Annotated in this window: 14 protein-coding genes and 2 pseudogenes; 8 read left to right on the forward strand and 8 right to left on the reverse strand. The window is 74.8% G+C overall.

Going from position 1 to position 15,507, the window contains the following annotated elements; translation table 11 throughout:
• Positions 1-9: 9 nt before the first annotated feature.
• The gene (locus HTZ82_RS00795; protein WP_175407283.1) at positions 10-933 is read right to left on the reverse strand and encodes an LLM class F420-dependent oxidoreductase; all 924 of its coding nucleotides are present in this window, start codon (positions 931-933) and stop codon (positions 10-12) included.
• A gap of 181 nt (positions 934-1,114) precedes the next feature.
• Between HTZ82_RS00795 and HTZ82_RS00800 the strand changes: the two genes are divergently transcribed.
• On the forward strand, positions 1,115-1,327 hold the full coding sequence (locus HTZ82_RS00800) for a hypothetical protein (protein ID WP_175407284.1): 213 nt from the start codon (positions 1,115-1,117) through the stop codon (positions 1,325-1,327).
• 290 nt (positions 1,328-1,617) lie between these two features.
• Here the strand turns inward: HTZ82_RS00800 and HTZ82_RS00805 are convergent.
• From HTZ82_RS00805 to HTZ82_RS00825, 5 genes and pseudogenes are all read right to left on the reverse strand, one after another.
• Positions 1,618-2,076 (reverse strand): annotated as a pseudogene (locus tag HTZ82_RS00805) (DUF6099 family protein); the annotation flags it as partial.
• Between the two features lie 125 nt (positions 2,077-2,201).
• A complete protein-coding gene (locus HTZ82_RS00810) occupies positions 2,202-2,570 on the reverse strand; it encodes a nucleotide pyrophosphohydrolase (protein WP_175407285.1) in 369 nt (122 codons plus the stop codon).
• On the reverse strand, positions 2,567-3,772 hold the full coding sequence (locus HTZ82_RS00815; protein ID WP_375540763.1) for an ATP-binding protein: 1,206 nt from the start codon (positions 3,770-3,772) through the stop codon (positions 2,567-2,569). The genes HTZ82_RS00810 and HTZ82_RS00815 overlap by 4 nt, the downstream gene beginning before the upstream one ends.
• Before the next feature lie 415 nt (positions 3,773-4,187).
• The gene (locus HTZ82_RS00820; RefSeq protein ID WP_175407286.1) at positions 4,188-4,586 is read right to left on the reverse strand and encodes a cell division protein SepF; all 399 of its coding nucleotides are present in this window, start codon (positions 4,584-4,586) and stop codon (positions 4,188-4,190) included.
• A 91-nt stretch (positions 4,587-4,677) separates the two neighbouring features.
• Positions 4,678-5,100 carry a DoxX family protein gene (locus HTZ82_RS00825; protein ID WP_175407287.1) on the reverse strand — a complete coding sequence of 141 codons (423 nt, stop codon included), beginning with the start codon at positions 5,098-5,100 and terminating at the stop codon, positions 4,678-4,680.
• A 177-nt stretch (positions 5,101-5,277) separates the two neighbouring features.
• Here HTZ82_RS00825 and HTZ82_RS00830 point away from each other — a divergent pair, with 177 nt between their 5' ends.
• Complete coding sequence (locus tag HTZ82_RS00830; protein WP_175407288.1) at positions 5,278-6,882, forward strand: ATP-binding protein; 1,605 nt, start codon at positions 5,278-5,280, stop codon at positions 6,880-6,882.
• Between the two features lie 244 nt (positions 6,883-7,126).
• Here the strand turns inward: HTZ82_RS00830 and HTZ82_RS00835 are convergent, their stop codons facing one another.
• On the reverse strand, positions 7,127-8,278 hold the full coding sequence (locus HTZ82_RS00835) for a site-2 protease family protein (protein ID WP_175407289.1): 1,152 nt from the start codon (positions 8,276-8,278) through the stop codon (positions 7,127-7,129).
• A gap of 222 nt (positions 8,279-8,500) precedes the next feature.
• Here HTZ82_RS00835 and HTZ82_RS00840 point away from each other — a divergent pair, with 222 nt between their 5' ends.
• The 3 genes from HTZ82_RS00840 (at position 8,501) to HTZ82_RS00850 (ending at position 10,916) form a co-directional block, all read left to right on the forward strand.
• The gene (locus HTZ82_RS00840; protein WP_175407296.1) at positions 8,501-9,871 is read left to right on the forward strand and encodes a phosphoribosyltransferase; all 1,371 of its coding nucleotides are present in this window, start codon (positions 8,501-8,503) and stop codon (positions 9,869-9,871) included.
• Between the two features lie 89 nt (positions 9,872-9,960).
• The gene (locus HTZ82_RS00845) at positions 9,961-10,569 is read left to right on the forward strand and encodes an HPP family protein (RefSeq protein ID WP_175407290.1); all 609 of its coding nucleotides are present in this window, start codon (positions 9,961-9,963) and stop codon (positions 10,567-10,569) included.
• A gap of 35 nt (positions 10,570-10,604) precedes the next feature.
• Positions 10,605-10,916 (forward strand): hypothetical protein, encoded by a 312-nt coding sequence (locus HTZ82_RS00850; RefSeq protein ID WP_175407291.1) that lies wholly within the window; start codon positions 10,605-10,607, stop codon positions 10,914-10,916.
• A gap of 3 nt (positions 10,917-10,919) precedes the next feature.
• Here HTZ82_RS00850 and HTZ82_RS00855 read toward each other — a convergent pair whose 3' ends face one another.
• Complete coding sequence (locus tag HTZ82_RS00855; RefSeq protein WP_175407292.1) at positions 10,920-11,792, reverse strand: caspase family protein; 873 nt, start codon at positions 11,790-11,792, stop codon at positions 10,920-10,922.
• A 302-nt stretch (positions 11,793-12,094) separates the two neighbouring features.
• Between HTZ82_RS00855 and HTZ82_RS00860 the strand changes: the two genes are divergently transcribed.
• From HTZ82_RS00860 to HTZ82_RS00870, 3 genes and pseudogenes are all read left to right on the forward strand, one after another.
• Positions 12,095-12,967 (forward strand): DNA/RNA non-specific endonuclease, encoded by an 873-nt coding sequence (locus HTZ82_RS00860; RefSeq protein WP_175407293.1) that lies wholly within the window; start codon positions 12,095-12,097, stop codon positions 12,965-12,967.
• Positions 12,968-12,980: 13 nt separating this feature from the next.
• A complete protein-coding gene (locus HTZ82_RS00865) occupies positions 12,981-14,051 on the forward strand; it encodes a hypothetical protein (protein WP_175407294.1) in 1,071 nt (356 codons plus the stop codon).
• A gap of 152 nt (positions 14,052-14,203) precedes the next feature.
• Positions 14,204-15,507: pseudogene (locus HTZ82_RS00870) on the forward strand (hypothetical protein); the annotation flags it as partial.

Here is a 15,507-nt window from a genome sequence, read left to right on the forward strand (position 1 = left end):
CCTGACGCGTCAGCCCAGTTGCGCCATGACCTGGGACGAGATCAGCTCCAGGTGGTCCAGGTCGTGGAGGTCGAGGAGTTGGAGGTAGACGCGGGTGCAGCCCAGTTCGGCGTAGCTCCCGAGCTTGTCCACCGCCTCCGCGGGGGAGCCGGCGACGCCGTTGGTCCTCAGTTCGGCCACGTCGCGGCCGATGGCGGCCGCGCGGCGGGCCACCTCGGCGTCGTTCCGGCCGACGCACACCACCAGGGCGTTGGAGTACACCAGGTCGTCCGGGCGGCGCCCGGCTACCTCGGCCGCGGTGCGGACGCGGGTGAACTGGCGCTCGGTGTCCGCCAGGGACGCGAACGGGACGTTGAACTCGTCGGCGTACCGGGCGGCGAGCCGAGGCGTGCGGCTGGCGCCGAGGCCGCCGATCAGCACCGGGACCTTCTGCTGCGCCGGCTTGGGCAGGGCGGGTGAGTCGGTCAGCTGGTAGTACCTCCCCTCGTACGAGAACGTCTTGCCGGGCTCCGTGCCCCACAGGCCCGTGACGATGGCGAGCTGCTCCTCCAGGCGGCCGAACTTCTCCTTCGGGAACGGGATGCCGTACGCCGCGTGCTCCTGCTCGAACCATCCGGCCCCCAGGCCGAGTTCGACACGGCCGCCCGACATCTGGTCCACCTGTGCCACCTGGATGGCGAGCGGGCCCGGCAGCCGGAACGTGGCGGCCGTCATCAGTGTGCCGAGGCGGATCCGCCGGGTCTCGCGTGCGAGGCCGGCCAGGGTGATCCAGGCGTCGGTGGGTCCGGGCAGGCCGTCCACCGAGCCCATGTGGAGATAGTGGTCCGAGCGGAAGAAGGCGTCGAACGAGAGGTCTTCCGTGGCCTTGGCGACCTTGAGGAGAGTGTCGTAGTCCGCGCCTTGCTGAGGCTCTGTGAAGATGCGTACGTCCATACGACCATCCTGCCCGTTCGAACACCGTCAACCCGAATGTGACGGACCGTGACCGGTCGGCGGTGGTGGTCGTTGGCTCGGCGGTGCCGGACCGCCCGGCCCGCGTGCCGGCGGCAGCTGTCGGCGCGTCGCTCTCTTGTCGCCCTCCCCCGCCGGGAGGGCCTGGGCCGAGGAGGCCGTGATGTCGCAGGAAGCCGTGCCCGAACAGGCCGTGTCCGCGCCGGACATGCCCGAGCAGCAGGGCGCCGGCGCCCCGAAGGGTCTGCTGCAGCAGATGGAGGAGCTGATGGCGGCCCTCAACGCCGACCTGTCGCAACTGGACGCCGATCTGCAGTCCTCCGCGCAGCGTCCGGCCGAGGAGGACGGCGCCACACCGGCGCGCCGCGCCCTCTGAGCCCTCGGCCGAGGGCGTCCGCCGCACGTTCGTGGTCATGACCCGGCCGCCGAGTCCGCCGGGTCCGCCACCTCCACCGCCCGCTCGCGGTCGGCCCGTTCGCGGTCGGCCCGTCGTCGGCCGCGTTCCGCACGGCCGGCCCGTTCGCCTTCGGTCCCCTCGCGGACGGGCCGGTCGTGCGGCAGGGCTTCAGGGCCCGTCCAGGCGGTGGGCGACGGGGCCGCGTCGACGGGCGTCGCCGTCTCAACCGGCGTTCGCCGGTGGTCTGTCCGTCCGCCGACCGGGACTCCGGGAGGTCTCGCACGGTCCCGCACGGTGAGCCGGCGCAGCATTCCCCGCACCCGGTCGCTCGACTCGTCAGCGGCGTCGATCGCCTCGATGCACTGCCAGTACAGCCCCTCCTCGTCGGTGGCGCACGCCACGCCCACCAGGGCGATGCCCACCTCTCCGAGCAGCACGCCGAGCGCCGTCAACGTCCGGCGCTCGTCCCCGATCTCCGTCAGCCGCTCCGCCCGCGCCCCCGTACGCCACGCCGGGTGGTCCGGGCCGACGGCCGCGCAGGACCGGCCGCCGATCTCGCCCAGCTCGCGCGCCTCGCCTCTCAACTCCGGCGTCCCGCACAGTGCGAGCTGCTCCCCGACGGCCTGGGCCAGGCACTGCGCCTGCCAGGCCGCCGTCATGATGTCCAGCGCCGACCGGCTCTCCGCCAGGTCGCGGCTGCTGCTCGCGATGAGCCGTTCCGCATCCATGTACGCCGCCCCCGTTCGTACGACTTTCCGCTCACTGAGTCACTACCCAGAGTGAAGCTGTCCGAGCACAAAAGCCAGGGGAATTCGGAAATCTGTGGACACGAAGCTCAGTGTGAATAAGTCGATCACTCCGCAGAGTGACGATCCGTGCGTGCGGCCCGCCCTGGCGGACGCCCCACGGGGAAACGGAGCTCGTTCCGGTCGATCTTGGCGGAGAGCGCCTCCAGCGGATCGACGCCCAGCACCCCGCAGAACTGGAGCAGATACGCGAGCACGTCGGCCACCTCGTCCCGTACGCGATGGGCCGTCTCCGGGTCGTCCATGACCCGCTCGGCCTCCTCCGGGGTCAACCACTGGAAGATCTCCAGGAGTTCCGCGGCCTCGACGCTCAGCGCCGTCGCGAGGTTCTTCGGGGTGTGGTACGGCTGCCAGGCGCGCGACGCCGCGAACTCGGCGAGCCTGCGCTGCAGTCCTTGTACATCCAGTTCGGTCACGGCCCCAGGTCTACCACCGTCGCGCCGGGACACGTGCGCCCGGCCCCCGCGCCCGTCCCGCCGACGGTGCCGACCAGCCGAATGTGGCGGTCCGCGCTGATCCGCGCGGCCAGGGCGGTGAGTTCGCCGGCCTGGCGGGCGTCGAGGCCGCGGTCGAAGCCGTCCGCGAGCACGGTCAGCGACTGCATCGCGCCGGGGACCTCGGCCGCCTGGTCGACGGCCAGCACACCGGGGCCGGTCAGCAGGACCAGCGCGAGGGCCAGGTAGCGCAGTTCCCCGTCGCCGAGCCGCTCCAGGGGCGTACCGCCGGCCGCCCCGCCCCGTTCCAGTACCGCCCGGACCGTGCCGTCCGGCAGCCGCTCCACGTCCAGGCCCCGTACCGGCCCGGCGCAGCCGGCGCGGGCGGCCGCGGCCAGCAGGGCGTGCCGGTGGCGGCAGTCGGCGCGGGTGCGGTGCAGTACGGCCGCCAGGTTGTCGCAGCCGTGCCGCAGCCGCCCGTCACCCGGGGGCACGGGGCGCCGCATCCGCCGGGGCTGCGGGTCGCACGCGAACACCGACCGCAGCGCCAGCACCATCTGCTCGGCCGCCGCGAGCACCCGTCGCTGACCGTCCGTCTTGCCCGCGACCCGCAGCGGCAGCAGGGCCGTGGCCAGCCGGTCGTCGGGCAGCGGGGCGCGCGTGACACCCGCGGCACCCGCCGTGTGCCACTCGGCGTGCACGACCCGGCGGCGCGGGTCGCGCAGCGCGGTCGTCAGCAGTGTGCGCCCCTCGCCGTCGGTGAGCCGCTCGCCGGCCACGCGGAAGTGCGGCTCGGCCTGGACGGCGAGGTCGAGCCGTACGGTTCCGGCGGGTCCGTCGGCCGTGCAGCCGATACGGAAGCCCCGGCGGCCCTGCGCGTCCGGCGCGGCGCCTTCCGGTACACAGCCGACGGGGTCCGGGAACAGCCGCCCGAGCGCGGTGCCCGCGGCGAGCCCGGCCAGCGCCTCGTACGCCTCCAGCGCGCTGGTCTTGCCGCTGCCGCTCGGGCCTGCGAAGAGGGTCACGGGACCGATCGGCAGGACCGTGCCGCGGTGCGACTTGAAGGCGGAGAGACGCAGCTCGGTGACATGCGGCCGAGCCGGGCCACCCGGGCGGGACGGGCCGGCCTGGCGGGGCGAACGAGCCGGGGCAGCCGGGCGGGACGGGCCCTCCTGACGGGTCAGGCCCTCCTGACGGAGCGGGCCGGCCTGGCGCGCCGGGGCAGCCGGGCGAGGCGCCTCGACCGGGCGCGCGGCGCCAGCCGGTTGAGCCGCGCCAGCCGGGCCAGCCGCGCCGGTCTGGCGCGCCGGGGCACCCGGGCCAGCCTGGCGAACCGGGCCAGCGGGACGCGCGGCGCCAGTCTGTTGAGCCGTATCCGCCGGATGAGCCGCGCCGGCCTGGCGCGGCGCGTTCGGCTGGTGGGTCGGGGCGGGCTGGTGGGCAGGGGGGTGGGTGGTGGCACCCTGCCCGGCGCCCGTAGCCCGCTGTGGGGGCGGTGCGGTGAGCGTGACGTCACGCCTGGTGAGGTCCATGGTCGGCCACCGTACGAGCGCGTGGCACGCTGAACCGTTCCGCCCGAACAGGCTTCCTACGAACGAGCTACGCGTGCGGGACCGCCGCCGCGGCCGCGCCCTCCACCTCCGTGCCGGCGGGCGCCAGCAGGAACACATTCCGGTCGACGCGGTGCATCGCACTGCCCAGCCCGAAGACGACTCCGCTGCTGAAGTCCAGGATGCGCTTGGCGACTTCGGTGTCGGCGCTCGTCAGGTCAAGGAGCACCGGGATCTTCGCGACGAGGTACTCGGCGACCTCGCGCGCGTCCGCGAAGACCTGGACGCGCAGCACGATCATGCGGCGCTGCGCCTCGGCCTCCCGGTCCTGGGGCATCGTGCGGTGGTCGACCCTGGACGGCCACTCGTCGCGCCCTCGCAGTGGGACGACCTGCGCGAGGCCCTCCCACTGTTCGTCGGTGACGTCGTACCTCTCGTACCTACTCATGCGCACCATCCTCGCGCCCCTCACCCGTTCGGCCCAACTCCGACACGGGGTGTACGCGGGCTGTCCCGCAGGATCCGCTGTTGACGGTGCCTCAGCGGATGTCGAACAGCGGGCCCGTGATGGTGAGACCGAGGTCGCTGCCTGCGTACGAGAAGAACGCCAGCAGCATCAGGGCGGCGCCGCCCAGTGCGCAGTCCTTGAGGAAGTGCGTCATCTCCCCCTGCCGTGACTCGGGCGTGGGCTCCTTCCAGAACCCGTGCATCAGCACCGCGGTCGGGAACAGGAACACCGCCAACAGCAGGGCGCCGAGGTCGGCCCAGATACCCAGGGCCACACTGAGCCCTCCGGCGAGTATCACGAGACCCGCACCGATCGTGGCGGGGGCGGGGGCCGGGATGCCGCGGCTCGCGGCATAGGCGGACATGCCCTTGGTGTTCAGCACCAGGTGGTTCGCCGCCGACGCGAGGAAGAGAAGGGAGAAGAGGATGCGTCCGATGAGTACCAGTACATCCATTGTGGCCTCCGGCTCGATTGCTCGGTTGCTCAATTGCTCGATGGCTCGATGAGCGGTTGTCAGTGAGCTGTTGAAAGAAGGACCACCTCGTTTCAGGATACGTCCGCATCCGGGTACCCGCGCTGGGCCGGGGTCTGCCACGCTGGACAGTGCCGGGGGGCCGAGGAGGCCAGGGACATGACCGGATACGCCGCGACCCGGACGGTCACGAAGCCCGAGGCGGTGTTCGACCGCGACGAGGCCTGGGACGCGCTCACCCGCTTCACCCGCGACCCCGCTCCGGGGCCGCGCCTCGGGGTGGTCTCCGGACGGCTGCGGCAGGGCAAGACGTACCTGCTGGAGGCGCTGGCCGAGAGCGTGGACGGCGGCTTCCTGTTCTGCGCGGACGACGCGGTCGAGGCAGAGTCGCTGCGGCGGCTCGGCGAGGAGCTGGCGCGGCACACCGGAGGCGCGCAGGGCCCGCAGCGCCCCCCGCCGCGCGACTGGGGCGAGGCCCTGGACGCCCTGCTGGCGCTCGGCGCGCGGCGGCCGGAGCCGGTGCCCGTCGTACTGGACGAGTTCCCGCGCCTGGTGGCGCAGAGCCCGGCGCTCGCGGCCGCCCTGCTCGCGGCGTTCCGACGGTACGCGGACGTCACGGAGCGCGCCGGAGGCTCCGGAGGCCCTGGCGGCCCTGGCGGCACCGGAGGCTCTGGCGGCACCGGAGGCACCGGAGGCGGGCGGGCCCGGCTGCTGCTCAGCGGCAGCTCCCACCCGGTGATGCGCAGGCTCTTCTGCGGGCCCTCGCCCCTCAAGGCCCTGGTCGCGCTCGACCTGGAGGTGCGGCCGTTCGGGTTCCGCGAGGCGGCCCGGTTCTGGGGGATCGACGACCACCGCCTGGCGCTGCGCGTGCACGCGGTGGTGGGCGGCACGCCCGCGTACCGCCGGGCGTTCGTCGGCGGGCGGGTGCCGGAGGGGCCGGACGACTTCGACGCGTGGGTGTGCGGCACGGCGCTGGATCCGCGGACGCCGCTGTTCCACGAGGCGCCGCGGCTGGTGCACGAGGAGGCGGACCGGGGCGACCGCGCCCTGTGCCACTCGGTGCTCGCGGCGGTCGCGCTCGGGGCCTCCACGCCCGGCGAGGTCGCGGGGCGGGTCGGCGCTTCGCTCGGCGACGTGTCGCACGCGCTGGCGCTCCTCCAGGACTGCGAGCTGCTGCGCGCCGAGCCGGACGCGCTGCGCCCGCACCTCACCAGGTTGCGGGTCGCGGAGCCGCTGCTGGCCTTCGACCACGCCGTCGTACGGCCGTACCGCACCCTGCTGGAGCGGGACGCGGACGGCGGGCGCGGGGGTGTCGCTGCGGAGGTGTGGTCGCGGGCCCGCGAGACGTTCGAGTCGACGGTGGCGCGCGCCGATTTCGCCGAGGTGTGCCGTGCGTGGGTACGGGAGCACGCCACGCCCGACACGTTCGGGGCGGTGCCGGGGCAGGTCGGGTACGGCTCGCTCGCGGGCCCGGGCGAGCCGGGCGCGGAGGTTGTGGTCAGGGGTCAGGAGCAGGTGCCGGGCGACGGGCGGCCGGGTCCGCTGCTGTCGGTGGGGCTCGCCCGTTGGGGCGAGGTGATGGACGTGCACCACCTGGAGTGGCTGCGCCGCCTGACCGGCCTGCTGGCCGAGCGCGGCGAGGACGTGGGCCGTACCGTCCTCGTCTGCTACAGCAGCGCGGGCTTCGGCCCGGCCCTGCGGGCGGCGGAGACGGAGGGCGCGGTCACCTTGGTGGGCGCGGACCGCCTGTACCGGGGAGGCTGAGGCACGCCGGGGGCTCGGGGGCGGGCCGGTGGCGCCGACCGGGTCCGGTGGGTCTTTCCCCACCCCGCCCCTTCCCGAAACTGGGGCTCCGCCCCCGAACCCCCGCTCCTCAATCGGCGGAGGGGCTCAATTGAGCCCGTCCGGCGATTGAGGACAAGCGCCGTCCAGGCGCGACAGGGGGTCTGGGGGCGAAGCCCCAGTTTCGGGAAGGGGCGGGATAGGGGAAAGACCCGCCGGACTCCGCCTAACCCCACCGCGGCGGGCGGCGGTTGGAGTCCGCCGACATCAGCCACGTCACCGTGCGGCTCACGTCCGACGACGACACCATGCCGACCAGCCGGCCGCCCGCGTCCGTGACCAGGACCTTGTGGTCGGCGCCCGCCTCCATCCGCGGCAGCAGGTCCGCCAGCGGATCGTCCGGGCCGACCACCGTCACCTCGGACAGCGGCGCCATGACCTCCCCGACCCGTACGACACCCCGCCGGTCCTCCGGGACGGCGCGGGCACGGTCCAGGGTCATCAGGCCGACGGGCCGGTCGCCCTCCACGGCGGGGAACGCCGAGTGGCGGTAGCGGTAGCGCGGGTCGGCCAGGAAATACGCCACGGTCACCCCGGCGGGCACCGTGACCGGGTCCTGCGTCATCGCCTGCCGCACCGGCACGCCCGCCAGCACGCCCCGGAGCTGCGCCTGCCGGCCCTCCGCGGTCGCGGCGGCCACCAGGAACCAGCCGATCAGGCCGAGCCACAGCCCGCCGAACGACCCGGTGCGCAGGAACACCAGCAGACCCAGGGCCACCAGCAGCCACCCGAAGCCGCGGCCCGCCGCCGTCGCCCCCGCGGTCGCCCGCAGCCTGTCCCCCGTACGCCACCACAGCACCGCCCGCAGCAGCCGCCCGCCGTCCAGCGGGGCGGCGGGTATGGCGTTGAAGACGGCCAGCAGGATGTTGATGGCGGCCAGCCAGACCACGGCCTCGGCCAGCAGCCCGGGTGCGTCGGCGAGGATCAGCAGCCACGCGGTGAGCGCGAACACCCCGCCCAGCACCAGGCTGACCAGCGGCCCGACGCCCGCGATGCGCAGCTCGGCGGCCGGCTTCGGCGCCTCCGAGTGGAGCCGCGCGGCACCGCCGAGCAGCCACAGCACGATGTCGTCGACCTCCACGCCGTTGCGCCGGGCGACCACCGCGTGGGCCAGCTCGTGCGCGAGGAGGGACAGGAAGAACACGACGGCCGTGGCCAGCCCGGCCACCCAGTACAGCACCGGCTCCCTGCCCGGGTGGGCCGCGGGGAAGCGGCCCTGCGCGAGGCCCCATACGATGAGAGCAAAGATGAACAGGACGCTCCAGTGGACCCCGACGCGGACCTGGGCGATGCGTCCGATGGTGAAACTCGCCCGCACAGCTTCCACCTTCCTCGTCGTCACTCCATGGTGCGCCCACTCCGGCACGTCGGGCATCCGCAGGGGCCCGAATGCCTCCGGGACGGGCCCGGGACTTGCCCGGGACTTGCCCGGGACTTGCCCGGGACTTGCCCGGGACTTGCCCGGGACTTGCCCGGGCGGCCCGGGCGGCCCGGACGGACAGGGGCAGAGCGGGAGGACGTCATGCGGTTCACCGATGATCTGCGGTTCACCGACCGTGCGTCCGCGGGACGGCTGCTGGCCGACGCGGTGGCGCGGCTGCGCCTCGACGACCCCGTCGTGCTCGGGCTGCCGCGCGGCGGGGTCCCGGTGGCCCACCAGGTGGCCGAGGGCATCGGCGCGCCCCTGGACGTCCTCGTCGTACGGAAGTTGGGCGTGCCGACCCACCCCGAGCTGGGCTTCGGCGCGATCGGCGAGGGCGGCGTACGGGTCGTGAACGAGGCCGTCGTACGGTCCGCCCGGGTCGGCGAGCGGGACCAGGCGCGGGTCGAGGAGGCCGAGCGCGCCGTCCTGGAGCAGCGGCTGCGCCGGTACCGCGGGGGCAGGCCCGGCGTACCGCTGGCGGGGCGTACGGCGGTGCTGGTCGACGACGGCATCGCGACCGGGTCGACCGCCCTCGTGGCCTGCCGGGTGGCACGGGCGCACGGCGCGGCACGGGTCGTCATGGCCGTACCGGTGGCGCCGCCCGACGCGGTGGCGCTGCTGCGGCAGGAGGCGGACGACGTGGTGTGCCTGTCGACGCCGGAGTGGTTCGGGGCGGTCGGGCAGTGGTACGACGACTTCGCGCAGACGGACGACGACGAGGTCACCGAGCTGCTGGCCCTGCACCCCCTGCCGGAGACGCCCGGGACACCGGGCACGCCCGGGACGCCCGAGGCACCCCCTGCTCGCGGAGCCGGGAGAAGCGAGGAGCCGGTCGTCGTGGACGTCGAGGGCGTCCGCCTCGACGGCGACCTGGCGCTGCCGGGCGGTGTGGCGCGCGGCGTGGTGGTCTTCGCGCACGGCAGCGGCAGCGGCCGCCGCAGCCCTCGCAACCGGGCGGTCGCCGGGACACTGAACCGGAACGGGCTCGGCACGCTGCTGTTCGACCTGCTCACCGAGGAGGAGGGCCGGGACCGCGACCTGGTGTTCGACATCCCGCTGCTGGCCGGCCGCCTCGCCGGGGCCACCGCCTGGCTGCGCCGCACCTATCCGCACGCCCCGCCGGTCTGCTGGTTCGGCGCCAGTACGGGCGCGGCGGCGGCGCTGTGGGCGGCGGCCGAGCCGGAAGCGGAGGTCGCGGCGGTGGTGAGCCGCGGAGGCCGGCCCGACCTCGCGGGGCCGCGCCTCGGAGCCGTACGGGCGCCGACGCTGCTGATCGTGGGCGGCGCCGACGCGCAGGTGCTGCCGCTCAACCGGCAGGCGGCGGCGGAGCTGCGCTGCGAGCACGCGATCGAGGTGGTGCCGGGCGCGACCCATCTGTTCGAGGAACCGGGCGCCATGGAGCAGGTCGAGGAGCTGGCCACGGCGTGGTTCCTGCGGCATCTTCCCCCGGCGGAGCCTCCGGCCGCGGAGGCGGCTCAGGGGCTGTGAGCGACGTGGACGACGTGGACGGCGCGAGAGTGGCAGGGTGGAGGGTAGTGGAACGTGAAGGTCCGGCCACGACCGCCCAGGAGGGCGTCATGAGGCAGCACGCGCTGGAGGAGAGGACCTCCGCGAACCCCGCCCACCAGGATGTCCAGGACGATGTCCCCCGCCCCAAGGACGGGCCGCCCGCCGAGGAGCGCCCCGTACTCGCGCGGAGCGTCGCGGACGTGATGCGTACGTCGGTGGTCAGCGTCGCCGCCGGTGAGACGCTGCTGGTCGCGTGGGAGCTGCTGGAGCGGTCGGCGGCGCGGCATCTGCCGGTCGTGCGGCCGGACGGCCGCTGCGCGGGGGTCCTGGACAGGGCCGAACTGGCCGTGGCGTGCGCGGCGCCCGCCGTGTCCCTGTCGCGGCGGTACGCGGGTGATCTGGTGCGCGCCCGCCGGTGCGTGGTCGTCCACCACCGGGACCCGGTGCGGCGGGCCGTGAACGTGATGAACGCGAACGAGTGCGACGCGCTGCCGGTGACGGGCGACGACGGGCGCCTCGCGGGGCTGCTCACGGCGGCGGACATCGTGTCCGCCCTGGCCGGCCAGGCGGTCGGCGCGGTGGTGCCCGGCGTGGGCATGCGACCCCCGCACCCGTACCCGGTGATGCCCGGGCTCCCGCCCCACCACGAGAACGGGCGGGTGTCGCCGGTGCCTTGAGGGGCCTGAAGGAGAAGACTTCCGAGGGAAGGACGGTGAGCGCGGTGACAGCGGCAGCAGCAGCCGCGGGCGGCTCCTCCGAGCGTCCGCGCGCCGCCGACACGACGACGGCGACGGCGACGGATGCGGCGACGGCGACGGCGGCGGCGACGGATGCGGCGGGCATGCCCGGTGGGCGCCTGCCGGCCCGTACGGCGACGGAACACCGCACCGAGCATCCGCCGCAGTCCCCGCCCCGGCCGCGTCCCGGGCCCCGGCCACGGCCGCAGGTCAAGAACCACGCGTGGTCGTCACAGCCGGACGGCCGGCCGGTCCATACGATCCGGGTGCCCGCGCTGTTCGGCTGACCCTCAGACGGTGAACGGCCGCTGGGCCACGAACGCCGCGTCCGGGCGCCCCGCGACGTACAGGTTGGGGCTCTGGCTCGCGGGCATGCGGCGCACGATCGCGCGGTGGAAGGCGCGGTGGCCGCCCCGGAACGCGCCCTTGTTCCAGACGTCCAGCAGCGTCTCGGTGAACTTGCCGTTGACCGGGCCGTCGGAGGCGAGCTGGTTGTCCTGGCACGCGGAGATGAGCAGCGCGTCGGCCTCCCGCCGGCCGCCGCCCGCCCGGGCGCCGGGCCCCGCCTCCGCGCGCAGCTCGCGCTGGAGCTCCTGGAAGAAGGCCTTGTCGCGCTGGTAGACGGCGCCCTGCCGCGCGACCGGCATGAGCCGTGACACGGTCTCGATCGCGTCGCGGTCGGCGGTGCCGAACTGCTCCCGCAGGGCATCCGGCGTGAGCAGGTCCCGTACCTCGATGCCGGTGCCGCTGTGGCAGCAGTCCAGCAGGACCAGGACGCGTACGCCGTCGGGGAACCGGGCGAGTTCGCGGTGCAGCTCGTCGTCGAGGAACTGCCGGTCGTACAGGACGAGCGTCTCGTCGAGTGCGTCCTCCTCCTCGTCGCCGCCGGTCTCGTCGGGGATCTGGCCGCCGTGCCCGGAGTACGTGAGGAGCAGGACGTCGCCGGGGACGAGCCGCGCGGCGGCCGCGCGCAGCTCACGCGTGACGTCGTCGACCGTACCGTCGGCGGTGAGGAGCACCGTGTCGGAGAAGCCGGCCGCGCGGGCCAGCGCGGCCATGTCGTGGGCGTCGTTCTCGCAGGCGACGAGCCGCCCGTCCCAGCCGTCGTAGCGGTCGGGGTCGACGGTGTTCAGCCCGATGTGCAGGGAAAGGCCGGAAGCCATGGAGGGTCTCCTTGCGCCGCAGCGCAGCGGCACGGCCGGAGTGCCGCAGCGCCGCAGCGCCCGCCCGAGCGCGGGAGCGCCCGCCGGAGCGCGGGAGCGCCCGCCGGAGCGCGGGAGCGCCGCACGGCATGTGTGTCGCTGTCGCCGTTCGAGGTGTCGGCCCGATCCCTTCCGCGGCCTTGCGCGCCGTGAACCCGCCGCGCCGGTCCGGGCCTGTGATTCCCCTGAACGGCGTGCGCTGATGGGGTGGCGTGCGGGGGCGGGGCGTTGGGGGCGGTGCAGGGCGCGGTACCGGTCATATCATGATCTCTTCCGATTCTTCGGAGGGTCGCCGGAACGACGCGCTGGCCGACCGCTCCGGCTTCGACGAGGGCTTCCTCGGCCCCGTGGTGCCGCTGCCGGTGCTCGCGCTGCCCGGCGTCGAGACCGTCGTCCTGCCGTACACGCACTTCAGCGTCGTCCTGCGGCCCGACCGGAGGCTCGCGGCGGCCACGGCCGTGTGCGTCGACGGCGAGCAGCTCGTGGAGGACGTGCCGCGCGACGACGACTGGCGGTACGACCCGCGGGTGTCGGAGGACTGGCAGGCGGGCCCCGAGATCTACAAGAACAACTCGCTCGACCGCGGGCACCTGGTGCGCAGGCTCGACCCGGTGTGGGGCGCGGTCGCCATGGCCGTACGCGCCGACGCGGACACGTTCCACTACACGAACGCCGCTCCGCAGGCGGACGTGTTCAACCAGGGCAAGCAGGTGTGGCAGGGCCTGGAGAACCACCTCCTCGACCACGCGGCGCTTTTCGACCGCAGGCTGGTGGTGCTCACCGGGCCCGTGCTGCACGACTCGGACCCGCCGTACCGGGGCATCCAGGTGCCGATGCGCTTCTGGAAGGTGGCCGGGTTCGTGCACGAAGGGGGCCTCGCCGCGACGGCGTACGTGCTGGACCAGAGCCCCGACCTCAGCCGGGACGCCGACCGCGCCCTGGCCGGTGCGGTGCCGGGCGCTCCCCCGCCGCTGGGCGCGTTCCGCACGTACCAGGTGCCGGTCGCGGACGTGGTGGAGCTGACCGGCCTGGACCTCGGGCCACTGCCGGACGCCGACGTGATGCCGGCGGCGCGGGCCCCGGAGGCGCGGTGGCGGCGGCTGGCCTCGCCCGACGAGACGGTCATGGACATCTGAGGCAGGAGGCCCGATGCGACCCCGGATCGTGTACGTCCACGGAAGCGGCCCCAAGCCGCGCGCCGAACTGCTCAGGTCCCAGTGGGACCGGGCGCTGTTCGGGCGCGACATGGAGGAGGCGTCCCACCTCGCGTACTACGCGTCGCTGCTGCACCCGGAACCGCTGCCCGACCCCGTGCCGGACCCGCTGGAGGGGCGCCCGCGGGCGGTCGCCGAAGCGGAGGCCGAGGCGGAGGCGGAGGCTCTCGCGGCGGCGGGGGCGGGAGCCGGGGCGGGGACGGCCGGGGCGGCCGGGGCGGGGGCAGGTCCCGGGGGCAACGCGGGGACCGGCACCAGAACCGGGACCGGGACCGGCGACGGGAACGCGGCCTCCGGTTCGGACACGGCAGTGACCGCGCGGGCCGCGCAGGCCGCCCTGGAGGACCCCGCCCACTTCGTGGCGCGTACCGCACACGAGCCCCGCGGCGGGGCGCTCGGCGGCTGGCTGCGCGACATGACGTACCTGGCGGAGGCCCTGGCCCTGGCGGAGGAGCCGCGCCCCGGCCAGGGTGAGTGGCCGCTGCCCGAGGCGCTGCCGTTGCCGCGCCCTGCCCGTACGGCGCTGTTCCGGCGGCTGGTGAAGCACTCCTTCGAGGACACGCACGCGTACTTCTTCGGCGGCAGGGGCCGGGCGATGCGCCAGGCCGTGTCGGACGCGCTGGACGCCGCCGGCGAGTACGCGGCGCCGCTCGTGGTCGTCGCGCACAGCCTCGGCAGCGTGATCGCGTACGAGGTGCTGGCCGCGCGGAACCCGAAGGTGGACCTGTTCGTCACGCTCGGCTCGCCGCTGGGTGTCACGGAGGTGCAGGACTGTCTGGCGGCGCCGCCCGCGATGCCGTCCGGTACGGCGCTGTGGCTCAACGTCTCGGACGCACGGGACGTCGTGGCGCTCGACCACACCCTGCGGCCCGAGTACGCCCCGCCGGGCCGGATCACCGACCTGCTGGTCCGCAACGCGGGCGAGAACCACCACGGCATCACCGAGTACCTGTCCGACCCGCTCGTGCGGGAGCCGGTGCGGCGCACGTTCACGCGCGTCCCCTGAGCCCGCGCCCTTGGGCGCGCCCCGCGCAGCGCGACACGCCGAATTGCAGGCGCGCACACGCGGTGTGACCATGACCAGGAGGGCGGGAAACGGGGCCGGGGACGGCAGCGGGACGGCGGCCGGGAGGGCCACGACCACCGGGCAGGTGCGCTATGCCGCTGGAAACCACGGAATGGGACACGGTCACCACCTGGGCGCAGACGTATCTCCTCGACACCACGGACCCGCACACGGAGCTGCGCCACGCCGGTCTCCCGCCCGAGTTCGTCGGCTCGCTCCCCCTGACGTCGGTCAGCGCGGAGAACGCCCGCGCGCTCGTCCGTGCCTCGCGCACGAGCATCGCGGCGCAGGTGCGGCTGCTGGAGGCGCTGGTGCGCAACGACCGGCTGGCGGCCCGCCAGGAGGCCGTGACGGCCTGGGAGTACCTGGCGCGGCTCCGCGAGGACGAGCTGGTGCACCGGTCACGCGACGAGTTCCGCAGCTCGGTCCTGAAGAACGGTACGGAGGTCTTCCTCGACCGCGCGGACCTGCGCGACACGCTGCGCGCGTTCGTCGCGGACGCCGACAAGTCGGTGCTCGTCGTGGACGGCGAGCCGGACAGCGGCCGTTCGTACACGTACACGTTCATCCGGCACATCGGCCAGCACCATGGCTTCCTGCCCGCCCGCGTCATCCTCGACCGGACGTCCACGGCGACGCGGGTCGTGCGTCGGCTGGCCACGTTCGTCGCGGACCCGCGCACGGGTCTCGCGCTGCCACTGCCGTTCCCGGGTGCGGGGGAGGAACGGACCGGTCTGAACGATCCGCTGCCCTCCCTGGAGGAGGCGGTGCACCAGATCGTGCTGCGGGCGACGGGCGCCGACGACGTCTTCTGGTTCGTCCTGGACGACTGCGACCGGCTCGACCCGGGCTCCGACGTGTGGGACCTCATCGGCCAGCTCGCCCTGGCCATCTACGAGCACCAGCCCGTGCACCGCGAGCAGGCGCCGCGGCTCGTCCTCCTCGGGTACGGCGCGTCGATGCGCCAGCTCCCGCACGAGCTGCGGAACAGCACGGAACGGGACCGGGCGCGGATCGCGGAACCGGCCGACGTGCGGGCGTTCTTCGACGCGTACTTCCACGAGGAGCCGCCCGAACGGCTCGCCGCGCTGTCCGCGAGCGAGCGCGAGGCGGCACTCGCGGGCCTGGTCGACGTGGCCGTGGAGGAGGTCCTGTCCGCGGTCGCCAGCCCAAGCCCGGTCCCGGGACCGACCACGGACCCGCCGCCGACCGGAAGCGCGGGGCCGGCCGGGGGTGCAGGGCCGGCCGGGGGCGCGGCGCCGACCACAGGCGCGGGGCCCGCCGCAGGCACGGGACCGACCATGGGCGCGGGGCCCACCACAGGCACGGGCACCGCCACAGGCGCGCGACCCGCCGCAGGCACGGGGCCAGCCACAGGCGCGGGGTCGGCCACAGG

This window comes from Streptomyces sp. TRM64462, assembly GCF_013362995.1.
Classification (GTDB): Bacteria; Actinomycetota; Actinomycetes; order Streptomycetales; family Streptomycetaceae; genus Streptomyces.